The sequence below is a fragment of the Pseudooceanicola nitratireducens genome, from assembly GCF_900109195.1.
GTDB lineage: Bacteria > Pseudomonadota > Alphaproteobacteria > Rhodobacterales > Rhodobacteraceae > Pseudooceanicola > Pseudooceanicola nitratireducens.
In genome coordinates this window covers 293,097-311,280 of the sequence record NZ_FNZG01000001.1, presented here as the reverse complement: position 1 = coordinate 311,280, position 18,184 = coordinate 293,097, and the positions used below count along the sequence as shown (strand labels likewise).

Annotated in this window: 15 protein-coding genes and 1 tRNA gene; 6 read left to right on the top strand and 10 right to left on the bottom strand. The window is 63.7% G+C overall.

Annotated elements, in window-relative coordinates:
- From BMX99_RS01490 to BMX99_RS01480, 3 genes are read right to left on the bottom strand one after another with little or no spacing between them, the layout of a single operon-like run.
- The gene (locus BMX99_RS01490) at positions 1–1,194 is read right to left on the bottom strand and encodes an acyl-CoA dehydrogenase family protein (protein WP_093446244.1); all 1,194 of its coding nucleotides are present in this window, start codon (positions 1,192–1,194) and stop codon (positions 1–3) included.
- Positions 1,191–3,341: an acetate--CoA ligase family protein gene (locus BMX99_RS01485; protein WP_093446242.1), complete on the bottom strand. Its 2,151-nt coding sequence runs from the start codon at positions 3,339–3,341 to the stop codon at positions 1,191–1,193. Before BMX99_RS01485 ends, BMX99_RS01490 begins: the two co-directional genes overlap by 4 nt.
- Positions 3,342–3,344: 3 nt before the next feature.
- Positions 3,345–4,118, bottom strand: coding sequence for an enoyl-CoA hydratase/isomerase family protein (locus BMX99_RS01480; protein ID WP_212632880.1), 774 nt, complete (start codon positions 4,116–4,118; stop codon positions 3,345–3,347).
- A 235-nt stretch (positions 4,119–4,353) separates the two neighbouring features.
- Here BMX99_RS01480 and BMX99_RS01475 point away from each other — a divergent pair, with 235 nt between their 5' ends.
- The gene (locus BMX99_RS01475) at positions 4,354–5,331 is read left to right on the top strand and encodes a Bug family tripartite tricarboxylate transporter substrate binding protein (RefSeq protein WP_093446240.1); all 978 of its coding nucleotides are present in this window, start codon (positions 4,354–4,356) and stop codon (positions 5,329–5,331) included.
- Between the two features lie 151 nt (positions 5,332–5,482).
- On the opposite strand, the gene BMX99_RS01470 is transcribed toward BMX99_RS01475, so the two are convergent.
- Positions 5,483–6,118 (bottom strand): TetR/AcrR family transcriptional regulator, encoded by a 636-nt coding sequence (locus tag BMX99_RS01470; RefSeq protein ID WP_093446238.1) that lies wholly within the window; start codon positions 6,116–6,118, stop codon positions 5,483–5,485.
- Between the two features lie 163 nt (positions 6,119–6,281).
- Positions 6,282–7,208 carry a LysR family transcriptional regulator gene (locus tag BMX99_RS01465; RefSeq protein ID WP_212632881.1) on the bottom strand — a complete coding sequence of 309 codons (927 nt, stop codon included), beginning with the start codon at positions 7,206–7,208 and terminating at the stop codon, positions 6,282–6,284.
- 105 nt (positions 7,209–7,313) lie between these two features.
- Between BMX99_RS01465 and BMX99_RS01460 the strand changes: the two genes are divergently transcribed.
- Positions 7,314–8,384, top strand: a complete 1,071-nt coding sequence (locus BMX99_RS01460) for an LLM class flavin-dependent oxidoreductase (protein ID WP_093446236.1) — start codon at positions 7,314–7,316, stop codon at positions 8,382–8,384.
- A gap of 4 nt (positions 8,385–8,388) precedes the next feature.
- On the top strand, positions 8,389–9,186 hold the full coding sequence (locus tag BMX99_RS01455) for a flavin reductase family protein (RefSeq protein ID WP_093446234.1): 798 nt from the start codon (positions 8,389–8,391) through the stop codon (positions 9,184–9,186).
- A 291-nt stretch (positions 9,187–9,477) separates the two neighbouring features.
- On the opposite strand, the gene BMX99_RS01450 is transcribed toward BMX99_RS01455, so the two are convergent.
- The 3 genes from BMX99_RS01450 to BMX99_RS01440 all read right to left on the bottom strand — a co-directional run bounded on the left by BMX99_RS01450 (position 9,478) and on the right by BMX99_RS01440 (position 10,614).
- Positions 9,478–10,017 (bottom strand): nuclear transport factor 2 family protein, encoded by a 540-nt coding sequence (locus BMX99_RS01450; RefSeq protein ID WP_093446232.1) that lies wholly within the window; start codon positions 10,015–10,017, stop codon positions 9,478–9,480.
- 109 nt (positions 10,018–10,126) lie between these two features.
- A tRNA-Arg gene (locus BMX99_RS01445) sits at positions 10,127–10,203 on the bottom strand.
- A gap of 99 nt (positions 10,204–10,302) precedes the next feature.
- A complete protein-coding gene (locus BMX99_RS01440) occupies positions 10,303–10,614 on the bottom strand; it encodes an ETC complex I subunit (RefSeq protein ID WP_093446230.1) in 312 nt (103 codons plus the stop codon).
- Positions 10,615–11,033: 419 nt separating this feature from the next.
- Here BMX99_RS01440 and uvrB point away from each other — a divergent pair, with 419 nt between their 5' ends.
- From uvrB to BMX99_RS01420, 3 genes are all read left to right on the top strand, one after another.
- Positions 11,034–13,217, top strand: coding sequence for an excinuclease ABC subunit UvrB (gene uvrB / locus BMX99_RS01435; RefSeq protein ID WP_093446228.1), 2,184 nt, complete (start codon positions 11,034–11,036; stop codon positions 13,215–13,217).
- A gap of 762 nt (positions 13,218–13,979) precedes the next feature.
- Positions 13,980–14,672, top strand: a complete 693-nt coding sequence (locus tag BMX99_RS01425; RefSeq protein WP_093446226.1) for a response regulator transcription factor — start codon at positions 13,980–13,982, stop codon at positions 14,670–14,672.
- A 105-nt stretch (positions 14,673–14,777) separates the two neighbouring features.
- Positions 14,778–15,272 carry a HugZ family pyridoxamine 5'-phosphate oxidase gene (locus BMX99_RS01420; RefSeq protein WP_093446223.1) on the top strand — a complete coding sequence of 165 codons (495 nt, stop codon included), beginning with the start codon at positions 14,778–14,780 and terminating at the stop codon, positions 15,270–15,272.
- Positions 15,273–15,287: 15 nt separating this feature from the next.
- Here the strand turns inward: BMX99_RS01420 and BMX99_RS01415 are convergent, their stop codons facing one another.
- Positions 15,288–17,579 (bottom strand): glycosyl hydrolase family 28-related protein, encoded by a 2,292-nt coding sequence (locus tag BMX99_RS01415; RefSeq protein WP_093446220.1) that lies wholly within the window; start codon positions 17,577–17,579, stop codon positions 15,288–15,290.
- 96 nt (positions 17,580–17,675) lie between these two features.
- Entirely contained in the window at positions 17,676–18,086 is a 411-nt protein-coding gene (locus tag BMX99_RS01410) for a DUF4864 domain-containing protein (RefSeq protein WP_093446218.1), read from the bottom strand.
- Positions 18,087–18,184: the final 98 nt, after the last annotated feature.

The following is an 18,184-nucleotide window of genomic DNA, read 5'->3' as shown; positions in this document are numbered from 1 at the left end:
TCAGGCCGCCTTTTTCAGCTTGAGGATACGTTTGGCAATGATGTCCAGCTGGATCTCGGTCGTGCCGGCATAGATCGTCTCGGCGCGGCCGGTCAGGTAGATATGCTCCATCCGGGCCTTCAGGTCGCGCAGCGCCTGATTGCTGTCGGCCGGGAAGCGCGACACGATTTCATAGGCCATCTGGGCAAAGCGCTGGTGCGCCTCGGACCAGAAGAGTTTCGGGAAACTGCCGCGCGGGCCGATTTCCTTGCCGTCCAGCAGATCGTCCACCAGCGCCTCGACATGGCCCTTCAGCAGCTCAACGTCGATGCGGCACTGGGCCAGTTCTCGGCGATAGCCGCGCAGGATCTTATAGGTGCGGTTGTCGCTTTGGCAGCCCATCACCAGGTGGTCGATTTCGCTTTGGAAGCGCCAGGACCGGTACATGCGGTTGGTCGCCCGTTCGATGGACAGAACCCGCGTTGCCGCAGCCCAGCCTTCGTCGGGCGATCCCAGCATATTGGCATCATCGACGATCACGTCGTTGAAGAAGACCTCGCAAAACGACCGCGCCCCGTCGATCGAGGTGATCTCGCGCACGTCGATGCCGGGGCTGTCCATCGGCACGGCAAATAGCATCAGGCCCTTGTGGCGGTCCTCGGGTTTGCCCGAGCGTGCCAGCAGCAGGCAGCGCTGCGATTTCGACGCGCCCGAGGTCCAGATCTTCTGACCGTTGACCTTCCAGCCGTCGGCGGTTTTCTCGGCGCGGGTGCGCAGACCGGCCAGGTCCGATCCGGCACCGGGTTCGGAAAAGCCCTGGCACCAGATGTGTTCCATCTTGAGGATCTTGGGCAGCAGGTCGCGTTTCTGGTCCTCGCGGCCCACGGCCATGATGATCGGCCCGGCCAGTTCCTTGCCGATGGAGTTCACCGCATTGGGCATCGGCGACAGGCCGATTTCGCGGTTCGCCTCAAGGTGTTCGCGCACGGTCAGACCGTGGCCGCCATAGTCCTTGGGCCACATGATGCCGGTCAGACCGCCGATGTGCTGGGCCGCTTCGAAGTCGATCTTCTGTTGCAGCGTCGCGCCGGGGTCAAGACAGCGGTCGGTGCGCAGTTCGTCTGTCAGGTTGGCCTGGATCCAGGCGCGGGTCTTTGCGGCATAGCTGCCGGCCGCAGGCGTTGCGCCTTCGGTCTTGGGGTCCACATGGGTCATTCTGCGGCCTCCGCCTGATGGTGGTCATTGGGGATGATCAGCGCGTCCAGCGCCATGGCCCCCTGCCCCTTGTCGCGGACAAGCAGCGGGTTGATGTCGATTTCGGCCACGTCGTCGGCAAAACGCGCGACAAAGCGCGACAGGTTGACGATGGCGTCGGTCAGGGCGTCCAGATCCGCCGGGGCCCGGCCCCGCGCGCCGTCCAGCAGCGGGAAGGCTTTCAGCGACCGGACCATGGTTTCGGCCTGGGTCTTGCTGACCGGGGCCAGCGCCAGGGCGGTGTCTTCGAAGATCTCGGCAAAGATGCCGCCCAGGCCGATCATGACGACGGACCCGAAGGTGGCATCACGGGTCGCGCCCAGGATCAGTTCGGTGCCGCCCGTCGCCATCGGCGCGACCAGCACACCGTCGACACGCGCGTCCGAGGCATGCAGTTCCACCGCAAGCATGATCCGCTTGTAGGCGGCGGCGACATTCTCGGCCCCGCTGATGCCCAACTGCACGCCGCCGATATCGCTTTTGTGCTGGATGTCGGGCGACAAGATCTTCATGGCCACGGGCCCGCCGATCTTCTCGGCCGCCTTTGCGGCCTCATCCGGGCTGCGGGCGATGATCTCTTCCGGGAAGGGCAGACCGGCGGCGCGCAGGGCGACCTTGGCCGAGGCCTCGTTTCGCCAGGCCTCGGGAGAGAGCGCTTCGACGGCGATCTGCTCGACCTCGACCGCGCCGCGGGTCTGGATCCGGTCGCGTGCCGAAAGGGCGGCAATCCCGGCCATGCAGGCGTCGATGGTGGGGAAACAGGCGATGCCCAGGCCGCGCAGTTCCTCGACCGCGTCCTGCGGCTGGGCGATGCAGGCGACCACGGTCTTTTCCGGGTGCTTTGCGGTCACGCGGGCCAGCGCATCGGTATAAACCTTGCGCAGACGCGGAATGCCCATGCCCATGGACAGCATCAGGCAGGCGGTGGAATTGGCGGGATCGGACAGGGCCGAATCCACCAGTTCCTCAAGGAAATCGGGGTTGGCCGACATCTGCGCGGTGGCGTCGATCGGGTTCACCGCCGAGGCCAGCGGCAGCACCGCCTTGATCCGCGCCTGCGTCGCCTCGGACAGGGGATTGACCGCAACGCCATTGGCGGCGGCGGCATCGGCCATCATCACGCCGAACCCGCCCGAGGCCGCGACGATCGCCACGGAAGGATCCGTGCCGATGCGGCGGTCGCCCATGGCGTCCAGCGCGATGCCGGTGTTGACCATTTCCTCCAGCGAATGCACGCGGATCGCGCCGTGACGGTCGAAGACGGCGTCAAAGACGCGGTCGCTTCCGGCCAGCCCGCCGGTATGCGACAGGGCGGCCTTCTGTCCGGCTTCCGAGGTGCCGATCTTCATCACCACGACCGGCTTGCCGCTGGCGCGGGCCTTGTCCAGCGCGCGGGTCAGGCGGGCGCCATCGCGGCAGGTTTCCAGCACGCAGAGGATCACGTTCGTCTCGTCATCCTGGGCGACCCATTCCAGCGCGTCGGCAGCCTGAACGTCGGCCTCGTTTCCGGTGGCGATGAAGCGCGCCAGACCGGCGCCGGCCTCGTGCAGGTTGGCCAGGGCGGCGCTGCCGACATTGCCGCTTTGCGACACGATGGAAATCCCGCCGGGCTTGGGCATGTCCTTTTCCAGCGCGACCGAGAAGGTGGCGATCACCGCATCCCGCACGCTGACCGCGCCCAGGCAGTTGGGGCCGACGATGCGCATGCCGCTGGTGGCGGCCAGTTCGGTGACACGGGCCTGAAGCGCCTGCCCCTCGGGGCCGTTTTCGGCAAAGCCCGCGGACAGGACAATCGCCGCGCCCACGCCCAGTTCGACCGCGCGTTCCAGCACGGCCACGGCGGCCGCGCCGGGGACCAGAACCATGATCAGGTCCGGCACCTCGGGCAGCGCATCAAGCGAGGCAAAGGCCGGAAGATCCTGCACCACCTCGGACTTGGGGTTCACCGGGTAGATGCGGCCCTTGTAGCCATGCATCTTGAGCATGTGGATCGGGCGGCCGCCGGTCTTGGTCGGATCCGAGGACGCCCCGATCACGGCAATGGATTGCGGCGCGAAAATCGGGTCGAGCCCGCGCGACTGGGCGATGGTCTTGTCCTGCAGGGTCATATCTCAGCGCCCCTTGAACACCGGGTCGCGCTTTTCAAGGAAGGCCATGCGCGCCTCCTTGGCGTCCTCGGTCTTGGACAGGGCCATGGTGTAGTTCTGTTCCAGCCGGTAGGCGTCGCGCTGCGGCATGTTTTCGACCATGTTGGCGGATTCCTTGGCGTATTTCATCGCCAGCGGCGCCTTGGCGGCGATGTCCTGCGCGGTCTTCATGGCGGTGGCGACCAGGTCTTCAGGCTTGGTGACGGCCTCGATGATGTTGCGCTCGTACAGTTCCTGCGCGGTCAGGCGGCAGCCGGTGAAGAACATCCGCCGCATGGTCGAGCGGCCGAACAGCGAATTCAGCATCGCAGCGCCGCCGGCGAGCCCGACGTTGATTTCAGGCATGCCGAAGACCGCGTTTTCCGAGGCATAGTAGATGTCGCAGGACGCCATCAGGCCCAGGCCCGCGCCCAGGGCGGTGCCATTGATCGCGGCGACGACGGGCTTGGCGCATTCGCGGATCGAATTGCCGGTCTCGCGGGTGATGCGGTTGTGTTCCAGAAAGTCGCCGGGGTTTGCCGGATCGGGGCGGTCCTTCAGATCGGCCCCGGCGCAGAAGACCTTGCCCTCGGCGGTCAGCACGGCGGCGCGGATGTCGTCGCGCTGCGAAATCTCGTCAAAGATCTCGACGATCTCGTGGCGCATCTTGCGGTTCAGCGCGTTGACCGGAGGGCGTGCCAGGGTGACCAGCGCCACCATTCCGTCCATCTCGACTCGCACGTGTTCCTTGCCCATCATGGCAGGCTCCTCCCTTGAATTTCGGCCTTGAACACAGGCCCCTCTCAGGCCCGTCACAGGCCCCTCCCGCGCTGACCGGTCGGTCAGTCACGACTCAGGATTAGCGAGGAGAATTTGCGGACGCAACAAAATTTTTACCAAAAAATAGGCTTGACTGACCGACCGGTCACCCCCTAGCGTCCAGCTTGACCCGGACAAACCAACCGTTCGGTCAGCCTATGGGAGGAGCATTGAAATGACTGAGTTCAACCGCAGAAATATCCTGGCCGCCGCTGGCTTTGCCATCGCCGCAGCCACCACGCCCTTCGCCGCTTCGGCGCAGTCCGGCGACCCGATTCACCTGATCGTGCCCTATGGCGGCGGCGGTCTGATCGACGGCCTCGTGCGTCAGATCGGCGACATGATGTCGTCCGAACTGGACCAGCCCGTCGTGGTCGAAAACAAGCCCGGTTCGAACGGAATCATCGGCGCGACCTATGCCGCCGCGGCCAAGCCCGATGGCCTGACCTATTTCATCGGTGCCACCGGCCCACTGTCGCTGAACGTCCTTCTGCGCAGCAACCTGACCTATGACCTGGACAGCTTTGTCCCCGTCGGCACCATGATGAGCGGCCCGCTGACCGTGACCGTGCCCGCCTCCATGGGCGTGAGCACCCTGGACGAGCTGAAGGCCAAGGCCGTCGAATCCGGCCAGCCGCTGCGCTATGCGACGCTTGGGCCGGGCTCGGTCACGCATCTGTTCGGCATGGTGCTGCAGGATAAACTGGGCGTGCCCATGGTGGACGTTGCCTATCGCAACAACCCCTCGGCCATCGTCGACCTGATCGGCGGCCAGAACGACCTGAACTTCTCGACCCCGATTTCGCTGGTCAAACACGAGGAAGCGGGCGACCTGAAGATGCTCGCCATCTCGACCGAGGAACGTCATGAACGTTTCCCCGATCTGCCGACCACGGTTGAACTGGGCTATCCCGACCTGGTGTCGTCCTTCTGGTTCGGCGTCCTGGCCCCGGCCGGCACCCCCGAAGACCAGATCGCCCGCGTCTCGGCCGCGCTGCAGAACGCGATGAAGAACGAAGAGCTTCAGACCAAGATGACCAATGTCGGCATGACCCCCCACGTCGGCGGCCCCGACGCGATGCAGGCCCAGCTGGACTGGGACCAGGAGTTCTGGGGCGGCGTGATCAAGGAAAACAACATCACTCTGGAATGATCTGTTTCAGGTCCTGACCATGCGAACCCCCGGTGCCTGGCACTGGGGGTTTTTCTTTGGGGTGGTGGCTGCCCGACAAAGGAAAAAACCGCCGCGGTTGCGAAGGGTTTTCACATGTATGGGACTGACGTCGACGGGGGACTGCTGCCCCCTACCCCGCCTTGGCCATCAACCCGCCCAGCAGGATATCGGCGTATTGGTTGACGATTTCTTCCGGCGTCAGGGTCTTTTCGGGGTCGTGCCAGCGGTGCATCCAGTTGATCCCGGACAGGACAAGGCGGCCGGTCATGGCGGGGTCGACGTCGCCGAACTCTCCGCTTTCGACGCCGGCGCGGACGATGTCGCGCAGCATCATCTCGAAGGCGCGGCGGCGGGCCAGGCGTTGCTCCATCCGGTGGCGGTCGGGGTCGGACCAGAAGGCATTGCTGGCCGCCACCCAGGCCGAGCGGTGATGGGTGAAGAACTGCGCCGCCGCGACCATGAAGGCGCGCAGCTTTTCCGCCGCCGTGCCATCCGCCGGGATCCGGTCCCAGACGTATTGGTTCAGGTTCTGCGTGGCCGAAAAGGCGATGCGGGCGTAGATGTCTTCCTTGCTGGTGAAGTGATGGTAAAGCAGCGCCTTGGACACCCCGGCGGCCGAGGCGATGTCGCGCATCGAGGTCGCGTCATAGCCCTTTTCGGCAAACAGCGCCGTGCCGGTGTCGAGGATGGATTGCATCCGCTCGCTCACCGTGTCCTCGCCATAGGGCGGGATGCTTAGATCAGTGGCGCTTGTTTGCTCGGTCATTGGGCTTGGTCACCTGGGAAATTCGTCGACCCAAGATGCCTGTGACTGACCAGTCGGTCAAGGCTTTCGCAGCGGTGTTTTTTCAGGGTTTTTGCATTCCCGGTATGGCCGCCGGCCAGCCGCGGAACCTTGTGTCGCCCCCGCCCTGCCCAGTGGCACAGGGTCACCCGCCCTGGACCCGCCCGCCACCGCGCACCCGCGCCCAGTTGGCCGAGACGAAATCCAGGTAGTGCCGCAGCTTTGCCGGCACGAAGGGGGTCTGCAGGTAGGTGGCAAAGATGCCCTCCTCGAAGGTGGCATTGGTGATGCGCAGATGCGGCAGAAGCTCGACCAGGTCGCCCTTCGCGATGTCCTCGGCCACCGTGTATTCGTCCAGCAGCGCAAGCCCGCGCCCGTTGCGCACCATTTCCAGCAGCACCAGCCCGTTGTTGGAACTGAAGGCCGTGGGGATGTGGATCTCTTCCTCTTGCTGGCCGTCGCGGAACCGCCAGTAGACCTGTTCGTGGCTCAGCCAGTAGGTCAGACAGGCGTGCTGCGCGATGTCCGACGGGGTCACCAGCGGCGGGGCGCTGTCCAGATAAGCGGGCGCGGCCACAAGGATGCGGCGGCTTTCGAACAGGCGGCGGCGGATCAGCCCGCTTTCCTGCGGCGGGGCGATGCGGAAATCCAGGTCGAAGCCGTCTTCGCGCAGGCGGACCTGGCGTTCCGACAGGTGCAGGTCGACGACCAGATCGGGGTACAGCCTTTGGAACGCCGGTTGCAGTTTCGCCAGGACCGAGACGCCGAACATGGTGCGCGAATGGACTCGCAGCACGCCGCCCACGTGATCCAGCCGGGCGCTGGCGGCGGTGTCGGCGGCCTTGACGCTGGCCAGGATGTCGCGGGCATCGCGCAGGTAGGTCTCTCCGCCCTCGGTCAGGCCAAGGGCGCGGGTCGACCGATGCAGCAGCGCGACCCCCAGGGCGGCCTCAAGATCGTTGACATGGCGCGACACGCTGGCGGGCGACAGCCCGTACAGCCGCCCCGCCCCGGAAAAGCTGCCCGTCTCGGCGGTGGCCACGAAAAGCTCCATCGCGCGCAGTTTGTCCACGGGGCACCTTTTCATATTCCAAAAAACTCAAATCCATATTCACCCCGTTATCGCGAAAAACGCAATAATGTATGTTGGCTGCAACAAACTTAGGAGGAGACGAAAATGGACTTCGGTGCATTCATTCTTGCGCAGCAACGCGGCTATCATCAGACCTCGCACGAGGTGATCGCCAATTCCGTCGAACAGACGGTCATGGCCGAACAATGCGGATTCTCGAACGCCTGGTATGCCGAGCACCACTTCAACAACTATTCGCTGTCGCCCTCGCCGCTGATGATGGTGGCGCATACCGCCGCCAAGACCACGACGATCCGTCTGGGGTCCGCCGTCTGCATCCTGCCGCTGTATCACGCGCCGCGTTTCCTGGCCGAGGTCGGGCTGGTCGACAGCCTTTCGGGTGGCCGGCTGGAGCTGGGCATCGGCTCGGGCTATCAGGACTTCGAATTCCAGCGCTTCGGCACCAACCTGGAAGACAGCTCGAAGATTTTCGAGGAATATCTGGACGTTCTGCCCAAGGCGCTTGGCCAGAAGATCTTTGAACACCACAGCGAATACCTGGACATCCCGCCCAGCTCGATCGCGACGCGCCCGGTCCAGGAACCGCTGCCGCCGATCTGGGTGACCACCGGCAACCCGCGCCTGCGCGAACGCGCCTTCAAGGAAGGCTGGAACCTGTTCGTCACCGCGCTTCTGGGCGGCATGGACCAGGTGCAGCGCGTCCGTGGCCAGATCGACGAGGCCATCGACAATTCCGGCACCGACGGGTCGAAATCGCGGATCGGTTTCCTGCGCTGCGCCTATGCCAGCGACAATGACGCCGAGATCGATCACTACCTGGAAAACGCGCTGTTCCAGCGCCGCCTGTCCTTCAGCCTGAAGAACCGGACCCAGCAGACCGACGACGGCTATCTGATGAAGGAAGTCCCGACCGACACCGACCCGAGCATCGAAGAGCTGCGCAACAACCTGCCCGTGGGCAGCGTGAACCAGGTCATCGACAAGCTGCTGGCCGAGATCGAGGTGCTGAAGCCCGACCACATCGCGCTGCAGACCCAGCTGGGCGACTTCAACCAGAAGACCATGCTGAAGCAGATGGAGCTTTGGGGCGACAAGATCATCCCGGCGATCCAGAAAGAAGTGGGCGCGGGCACCAAGCTCGTCGCGGCGGAGTAAGGCGATGCGGATCGTTCTCACATCCGGCGCCCTGCCCCGGCTTGAGGGGGCGGCCGACTTCAAGCGCTTCAGCCTTGTCATTGACCCGCTGCTGCGGGGGGATCCTGCCCCCGCAGTGGCCGCCATCGGCGAGATGGCCGATGCCGATCACGTCTGGGTCCGTCCCGATGCGATCCGTGCGATCTGTCCGCTGGCCGGAGATCCGGACTGGGCCAAGGGGTTCGACGCCATGGTGGGCTATGCGGCCCAGCACGGCTGGACCGACGACAAGGGCCGCATCCGCGCCCATATCGAGGTACTCGAAGCGCTGGAGCCGGTCGAGGCCGGTGTCTTCCGCGACGCCATGCGCCGCTTTGCATCCGGCGTCTGCATCGTGGCGGCGGGCGAAGGCGACGGGCGCTGCGGCATGACCGTGTCGGCCTTCACCTCGGTCTCGGCGGAACCGCCGCTGGTGCTGGTCTGCCTGAACCGGTCCGCCTTTGCGCACAGCTGCCTGACCGGGGCCGACCGCTTCAGCGTCAACATCCTGGGCGCGCAGCAGGAAGAGACCGCCATGCTTTTTGCCGGGCAGCGCGGGATCCACGGGGCCGACCGGTTTGACGATCTGTGGCAGCAGGACGGGGCCGGCGCGCCGGTTCTGACCACCGCGCATCATTCCATCGTCTGCGCCATGGAAAGCCAGCATGTTTCGGGAAGCCACACGGTGCTGGTCGGGCGCGTTGTGGCCGCAAGCACCGGCAATGATGACGGCGCGCTACTGAACTACAACGGGGCGCTGCGCCAGGGCACCTGGGCCGCCTGAATTCCTGGGCCGCCTGATCCCTGGGCCGCCCGCAGTTTGGTGCGCCAGACTTCCGGCCCGCCATTCATTCGGGCCGCCTGATTGAAAGACTTCCTCCCTGAGCGGGGATGATCCGGTTGCCGGGTTGTCCCCGCTTTTTTGTGCGCATTGTTGGGGTGCGCGCCTGGGCTGGCAACAGCGCGTTATGGGTTCGGTACGCCAAATTTGCCCTCGCCCGACACATATCGCCCTGTGCTGGGACGACTTTCGCCCCCCATGGCCGGTCTGCCCCTGCCCCGGCACGAAGGGCCGTTACCCCCCGTGGCGGCCGATGCGATAGACGGGATCGTCGGGGAAGGATCCTCCAATCGGGGTGCGGGGGCCAAAGCGGTCTGCTTCGCTGTCCTGTGGCACGGGCTGATGGTCCACCCAGTCGTAGACAACTGTGCGGTCGATCACCCGCCATTCCCCGCCCCGGCATTCGAACAGGTCACAGTAGCGTCCCGCCATCTGCACCTGGCGCACCACCCCGTCCGGCCCGGCCCCACGTTGGAGCGCGTGGAAATAGCTTTCCGCGGCGGCCTCGGTCCCCGAGCGGAAATCGATCAGGATGTTGCTGATCTGGTGCACATTGCGCGCGCCCCTGGCCCAGGCGGCGCGGACACGGTCGTAGAAGTCGACAATCGGGCCAGAGGTCGCGCCGTGGCTGTCATGGGCCTCGGGCCAGTAGGACGACATCAGCGCCGCTTCATCCGCGCGGTCGATGCCCCGGGCATAGCGATAGAGGCAATCGCGGATCGCTTCCCTGGCGACAAGCTGGGCGATCGGGTCGAGGTGGTGTGTTTCGGTCATATAAGGGCTCCTCCGGTGAGGGGAGGAGTATCGCACGGGCGGTCGCCGCGGGCGAGGTTCCACAGGGGGGGGTCGGGCGGATTTCCCGCACATTTCATGGGCTTGAAAATGGCGATCCCTGAAGGACTCGAACCCTCAACCTGCTGATTAGAAGTCAGCTGCTCTATCCAGTTGAGCTAAGGGACCGCTGCAGCGCTTTTCGGGTATTTCCGCCGCTTTGGCAAGCGCCGGACCAGCGGGGGCCAGCCCCCGCACCCCCGGGATATTTCCGGCAAGAGGATGGGGTCAGTGGGTCCAGACCTGGCGGCGGTTGGTCGCGAAGTTGTCGCCGTAGCCGCCGGGGCGGACGTTGGCCTTGCGGCTGTGCGGTTCGACCACGACGGCGTCGATGCCTTTATCCTTGGCGTAGGCGAGCGCGGCTTCTTTCGTGGGGAAGCGCAGGCGGACCTGGGCCTGGGTGTCCTCATTCGAGGTCCAGCCCATCAGCGGATCGATGTCACGCGCCGTGTCCGAGACATGTTCCAACACCCAGTCACGCGTCTTGGCCGTGCCGGACTGCATGGCGTTGCGGGCGGGGCGGTAGATACGTGCGGACATGGCCTACTCCGGGATGGTTCGCTTTGCTTATGGAATATGGGGCCCATCCGGGCAAGAGCAAAGCCGGTGCGGCAGGCTGACGCCATGGCAGGCCGGACCAGCGAAACCGCAGGAGCGAAGGGTAAGGGTAGGATGCGGCTGCACCCTGGCCGGGGATCCATGGCGTCGGGGAAAGCGTCCCATGGGTCGGTGCGCGGGGCAAGCCTGCGAAAGTGGTGATGGATCAGGCGTTTGCGGGGTTTTCCTTTGATACATTGGAGATGCGCCTTCTTCGCGATTTGCGAAAAGGCGGGGTTGTGGCGCTGAATAATGTGCATTTTATGCATCCTGCTGACAGATCCTGTCAGGACGCCCGGGGGATGCGGGGTTGAAAGGCGGGGATTTGGGGACAAATCTGACGCACAGCCGGAGAATCGCCCATGACCACCACGACCGCCATGCCAGAGACGCTTGAAGAGGTGCGCGCGCGCCCCAAGCTTGAAGGGGGCAAGCGGCTTGTCATGCACACCGGGTTCGAGCCTGCGGGCGACCAGCCGACCGCCATCGCCGAACTGTCGGGCGGCGTGCGCGAAGGAGAGCGGGACCAGGTGCTGCTGGGCGCGACCGGGACTGGCAAGACATTCACCATGGCCAAGATCATCGAAGAGACTCAGCGCCCGGCGATCATCCTGGCCCCGAACAAGACGCTGGCCGCGCAATTGTATGGCGAATTCAAGGGGTTCTTCCCCGAGAACGCGGTTGAGTATTTCGTAAGCTACTACGATTACTATCAGCCCGAGGCCTATGTGCCGCGGTCGGACACCTATATCGAGAAGGAAAGCCAGATCAACGAACAGATCGACCGGATGCGCCACTCGGCCACCCGGGCGCTGTTGGAACGGGACGATGTGGTGATCGTCGCGTCGGTGTCCTGCATCTACGGTATCGGCTCGGTCGAGACCTATGGCGCGATGACCCAGGATCTGAAGGCCGGGGGGATGTATGACCAGCGGCAGGTGATTGCCGATCTGGTGGCGCAGCAGTACCGGCGCAACGATGCGGGGTTCCAGCGTGGGTCTTTCCGGGTGCGGGGCGACAGTCTTGAGATCTGGCCGGCGCACCTTGAGGATCGGGCCTGGCGGCTGTCCTTCTTTGGCGAAGAGCTGGAAGGCATTCAGGAATTCGATCCGCTGACGGGGTCAAAAACGGACAGTTTCGACCAGATCCGGGTCTATGCGAATTCGCATTACGTGACGCCAAAGCCGACGATGCAGCAGGCGGTTGTGTCCATCAAGAAAGAGCTGAAGGAACGGCTGGCCCAGCTGGTGAACGAGGGCAAGCTGCTGGAGGCGCAGCGACTGGAGCAGCGGACGAATTTCGACATCGAGATGCTGGAGGCCACTGGCGTCTGCAACGGGATCGAGAATTATTCGCGCTATCTGACCGGGCGCGCACCGGGGGAGCCTCCGCCGACGCTGTTCGAGTTCATCCCCGACAATGCCATTGTTTTTGCTGATGAATCCCATGTGTCCATTCCCCAGATCGGCGGCATGTACCGGGGCGACTATCGGCGCAAGTTCACCCTGGCCGAACATGGGTTCCGCCTGCCGTCCTGCATGGACAACCGCCCGCTGAAGTTCGAGGAATGGGACGCGATGCGTCCGCAGTCGATCTATGTCTCGGCCACCCCCGGCAATTGGGAGATGGAGCAGACCGGCGGCGTCTTTACCGAACAGGTCATCCGCCCGACCGGCCTTCTGGATCCGCAGGTCGAGATCCGGCCGGTGAAGATGCAGGTCGACGATCTGCTGGATGAGATCCGGCGCGTTACGGCGGATGGATACCGGACGCTGGTCACCACGCTGACCAAGCGGATGGCCGAGGATCTGACGGAATATCTGCATGAGCAGGGGATCAAGGTCCGTTACATGCATTCGGACATCGATACGATCGAACGCATTGAAATCCTTCGGGATCTGCGGCTTGGAGCCTTCGACGTGCTGATCGGGATCAACCTGCTGCGCGAGGGGCTGGATATTCCCGAATGCGGGTTGGTGGCGATCCTGGATGCGGACAAGGAAGGGTTCCTGCGGTCCGAGACTTCACTGATCCAGACCATCGGCCGGGCAGCGCGGAATGCCGACGGCCGGGTCATCATGTATGCGGATTCCATCACTGGGTCGATGGAGCGCGCGCTGGCCGAGACAGAGCGCCGGCGTGAGAAGCAGATCGCCTATAACGAAGAACACGGCATTACGCCGGCCACCGTGAAGAAGAACGTCGATGACATCCTCGCCGGGCTGTACAAGGGCGACGTCGACATGAACCGCGTGACTGCTCAGGTCGACAAGCCCATGGCGGGGGCAAACCTGCAAGCGCACCTGGATGGTCTCCGGGAAGACATGCGCAAGGCTGCCGAAAACCTCGAGTTCGAAGAGGCCGCGAGACTGCGGGACGAGGTCAAGCGGCTGGAGGCGGTCGATCTGGCCGTGGCGGATGATCCCATGGCGCGGCAACAGGCGGTCGAACGCGCCTCGGACGAGGCGGTGAAATCTCGCGGCCGATCAACAGCCGGGCGGCCCGGACAGCGCGGGGGCAACGTGCAGCGGCGCAAGCGGCGTTAACATATTGGGCGGAAACCCGTTGTTTCCGCTACTCGCGCTTTCTTCGGTTGATCCCGGCCTGATCCAATCTGATGTCAGCCTTGGTTAACATTTGATATTGGATCACTTTTGAAACTCCTTTCTTGCGGCGTATTTGCCACGGCAGCGGTGCCATTTGCCATTGCTCTCACTTCCTTGCCGACGGCAGGCCTTGCCCAATCGGCGGGCTGAAACGTTCAGACGGCGCAGGCGTGTGACCCGAACTATGCCGGGGCTTGTGTCCCGATCGCGTCTGACGTGGACTGCGCCGGAGGCTCGGGGAATGGGCCAGCCTATGTGCGCGGGCCGGTTCGTGTCGTGGGGCGCGACATCTACAAACTGGAGCGCGACGGCGATGGTATCGCTTGCGAGTGATTTTTCGGTCTGGTTCGGGGTCCTTCTGGCGGCCTTTGTGCGTGCAGATTAGCCCCCGGATTCTTTCCAAACCGTGAACGCGGGCAGAAAAAAATCTGACCTAAGTTCATCATTTCGAAACCTCTTTCATGCCTGGATGCAAAAAGGCGCGACACACCCACGGGAAGGCGAGGCATTAACTATAGATACTGAAACACCGGCCATATCGACTTTCGGATAGGTCACACCCCAGCCAAGGACCGATATACAGATGGCATCGGCGGCAGAACAGTCGCCAGAAAACTTCTCAGCACAACCGACGGTGTGGGCCGCTTGCTCCCGCTCTGTCGCGGCAACAGGCCCCTTCGTCCCAGATGAAAGGCCTGACCGATGCGAATTCTTCTGACCGACATGACCTGGCACATGGCGATCGTCGCCAAATCCCTGCGGGACGCCGGTTTCTTCGTGACCGAGGCCGGCGACGTGTCCGAGTTGTTGGAATTCGCGCAGACTGGCGAACAGGACGGGATCCTGATCGACCCGGATCTGCCGCAGGCCGACGCAAGGGTCATCCTGCGGCAATTGCGCAGCCTGAAGGGAAGGACTCCGATCTGCGTGCATACCCGCCGCGATGTCGATCGCATCGCGATGCTGGCGGCCGGGGCGGACGATGTCTTTGATGCCGATATCACAATGCCGGAAATGTCGGCCCGGCTTCAGTCCTTCGTTCGGCGGGCAGCGGGCTTCGGGTCCCCTGTGCTGCGCATCGGCGATCTGCAGATCGATCTTGCGGCTCAGTCCGTGCACTTGGGCGACATGCCGATCCGGCTGACACGTCTGGAATACGAGTTGATCGAAACCATGGCTCTGCGCCGCGGGGCGCTGATCACGCGCGACGAAATCATGCTGCAGCTTTATGCTTGGCAGGACGAACCCGATGCCAAGATCATTGATGTCTATATTTGCCGGATCCGCGCCAAGCTGGCCGCAGCTGGTGCGACCGAAGATCTGATCAGCACGTCCTTTTCCCAAGGGTATCGACTGTCGGCCCGACCGAGCGAGGTTTTGCCAAACGCGGCCTGACCCTTGTGATCAGGCTCGCCCTCCGCGATCGCCCGCTGGCTCTCTCCCGGCGGGCGATTTGCTGTCGGGATGGAAGCCACGGTCCGGACGGGATAAAAGGCGCGCATGACCGATCCGATCCGACCAACCGATGACGAAGCGCGTTCCCTGGCGCGCGCCCTCCTCGACGATGCAGACCATTGCACACTTGGCGTGTTGGAACCCGAAAGCGGCGCACCAATGGTGACGCGGATCGCGCTAACCTGCGACCCTGAGGGCCGGCCGTTAACGCTTGTCTCATCGCTTTCGGCACATTCCAAGGCGATGGCGGCGTCTTCGATGGTGTCGCTTCTGGTCGGAGTCCCCGGGGCAAAGGGCGATGCCCTGACGCACCCGCGCCTGACGCTTCAGGCCCGGGCAGAGGAAATCCATCGCGACGCCCCAGAGTTCCCGGCCCTGCGCGACCACTATCTTCTGAAAAAGCCGAAATCGAAGCTTTTCATCGACTTTGGCGATTTCTACCTGGTCCGTTTTCACGTCACACGCGCCTTCCTGAACGGCGGTTTCGGCCGCGCCTTTCACCTGACTCCCGCGGACCTGAAGCCGCCCGAAGCTTTGTGATCACGGGGAGCGCGGTTACAGCGGATTGTCCATCCGGACCCGCATGACGACGGTTCCCTTGACCTCGGATTCCCACCTTAGGTCGATCTGATCCTTGTTCGCGCCCTGTTCGGTCGTGACATAGGGCAAATAGAACTGCCGGACGTTCGACCCATTGGTGATCGCGTTCTTCGGCATCAGCGATTCCACCGTCTGCGCCCAGCCGCCAAAGGGCAGCTTGGGCGCGCAATCGACGCTCCACACCAGGGCGGGGGTGTTTTCGTTATGCTCCAGCACCAGCGGATTGCTTGTCCCCGTGTTCACCAGGTTGAAGGCATTGTCGCGGAAGGCGATGTTCTTCATCCGGCTCATGTCCATGCCGGCGAGACTGGTGTCGATCTGTTCGACCCGGTCGATATTCCCGCCCACGGCACGGAATAGGTTGCCGGTCACCGACAACCCGTTGATGAAATGCCCCGCCCCATGCGGGCGCACCGTCAGGAAGGTGAACCAGGGGGCGACGTAGCTGGCCAGGAAGACATTGTCGCTGATATTCATTGCCGAAAAGCTAAGCTCGGACGCAAAATCCGGGGCCTGATCGTGTTCGTTGGCCCATTCGATGTGACAATTGTCGACGTAATTCCCGACAAAGGTCATCCGGGCCGAAATCTCGGTCACCACGATGCCCGCCGTCCGGATCGCGTTTTCAGCGCTGTCGCCCTGGAAGAAATGGTTGCCGGTGAAGATCGTGTTCGCCCCGCCGATCACGCAGAAATGGCGCAGGTGCATGGCGCGGTTGTCGCGGATCTTCACGTCGTTGGCGTTGGCGTTGAAGCCGATCGACACGCGGTCCTGGCCCAGCTTCGCGCTCTCGTCCGAGAGGAACTGACACCGGTCGATCATCATGCCCTGGCACCCCGCCCCGTGCGAGGTCACGCCGCGATCCTTCGGACGGGTGATGAAACAATCGCGCAGCCGGAAGACGGACCCCGAGGGCGCAAGCAGGATGGCCGAGCAATCGCCCCAGCACTGAAACTCGATATCCGACATCTCGAACTTGTCGAGTTTCGAGAATCCCGAAAAGTCAAGTAAATACTGAAATCTCTGAAACGTGTATGTCTGCGTGCCCTCGGCATCATACAGCGGCTTGGACAGCGTGATCTCCTGCGCGCCGATATTGACCTCTTTCACATAGACCTCGCGCCCCACCCCGTTGGCGGTCACAAGGCTTCCGACGGGCACGTTCGCGGCGTTCTGCACCGCCGTCAGCTTCAGCGGATCGCTGGCCGAATAGCTGGCCTGAGACGTCACCGTCACCGTATCCCAGGCCGGTCCCGCGACGCATTCGAACTGGCCGTTGCGGATCAGCCGCCGGGTGGCATAGCTGTCCTTGTTCGGCACCGCCGCCTGCATGTCGATCGGGGCGGTCACGCCAATGCGCCGCCCGCCCAGATCCAGGCTTTCGTGGTCGGTGTTGTTCAGCAGCGCCTGAAACGCCTTGCGAAAGGCCAGCTCCTCGTCTCCGAAGGCGTCGATATAGCCGGGAAGATCGAAATTCTTTCGCAGCGACAGCACCTTGTCCGTCGCCATAACCAGCGTGCCTTCAAAGGTCACGCGGCTGTCCATCGACAGGCTGTCGCCCAGAAAATAGCTACCCGCGGGGACCATGACCATGCGCCCGGCGGCCGCGTCATCGGCCGCCTCAAAGGCGGCCAGGTCGTCGGTGACGCCATCGCCTACGGCCCCATAATCGCGCACGTCGACCCATGCCATCATGTCGCGCAGGAAGACGTTCGTCGCATCTTCGATCACCACGTCGTCGATGCGCACGGTGCCGCCGTTCGGACCCGTAAGGTCCAGGCCGAAATAGCCATACTCGGGCCCCTGCCCCCAGACCATGTCGACGCCGCCCCGGTTGCCGGATCCGACGATGGCGGACAGTTCAACAACCTCGCCATAAGACGTCAGCGTAACCTCTGGCCCCACCTCGACCAGGCCCGGCACATGGGTGTCATTGCCTGTCCCGGCCCAGCCTGCGATCCGCACATTGGGCAAGGCACCGGCCACAGCCTTGATCCGGATCGTCACCCGCAGATAGCACCCAGGCAGGATCGGCGTCCGCCCCATGTAGCGTAATTTCTGAACCGTCTGTGTTTTCAGAATTTCCAGGCATCCCGCGAAATCCTGATCCGCCGGCACAAAGGCAGCATCCGGCGATCCGTCGTAGCTGTCAGATCCGGCCGTGCCGTCACCACTGGACCAGACGTCCAGCCCCGCCGCGAACCCCGTGGGCATGAAGGTGATGCCGTCCGTGACCGCCTTGTTCATCGCAATTCCCCTTGTCCCGGCCCCACCTGGGGCGTTTCGGAAAGGGGTACTCAGACAGGGTTAATCAAACCTTCCAGAACCGCGCGCGCCGCCCCCTCAGGCCGCAACAGGCGGCGCCTGCACGAAACGGACGCCGTTGATCTTCCAGCCCATTTCGGTCTCGACCATGTCGTAATCCAGAAGATGCACAACGCCCTTGCGGTCGATCACCTCGACCCGCTGGACCAGGCGCGCGCCCTCTTCCCGCAGATCAAGAATGCGCATCTGATCGGGGTTCAGCACCATGGGATAGCCCTGGCGCACCATGGTGCCGAAGGTCTGGGAACTGCCGAAAATCCGTTTCAGCGTGGGGCTGGCGTGGGAAAAGGCCGCCTCCATGTCGCCTTGTCGGAAGGCCTCGAACTGGCGAGTGATCACATCGCCCGGCCCGCTGTCCTGCGCGGCCACCGGCAGCGCGGAAAAGGCAAGGACCAGACAGATCGCCAGGCCGCGCAACGAAAAAGGCATTGAAACAGACATCTCGGGCACCTCCGTTTGGCTACCCAAGAGATACGGTGCCCGCGGGCATCCGGTTTCATCTTGCCGGAAATACTCTTGCCGAAGGC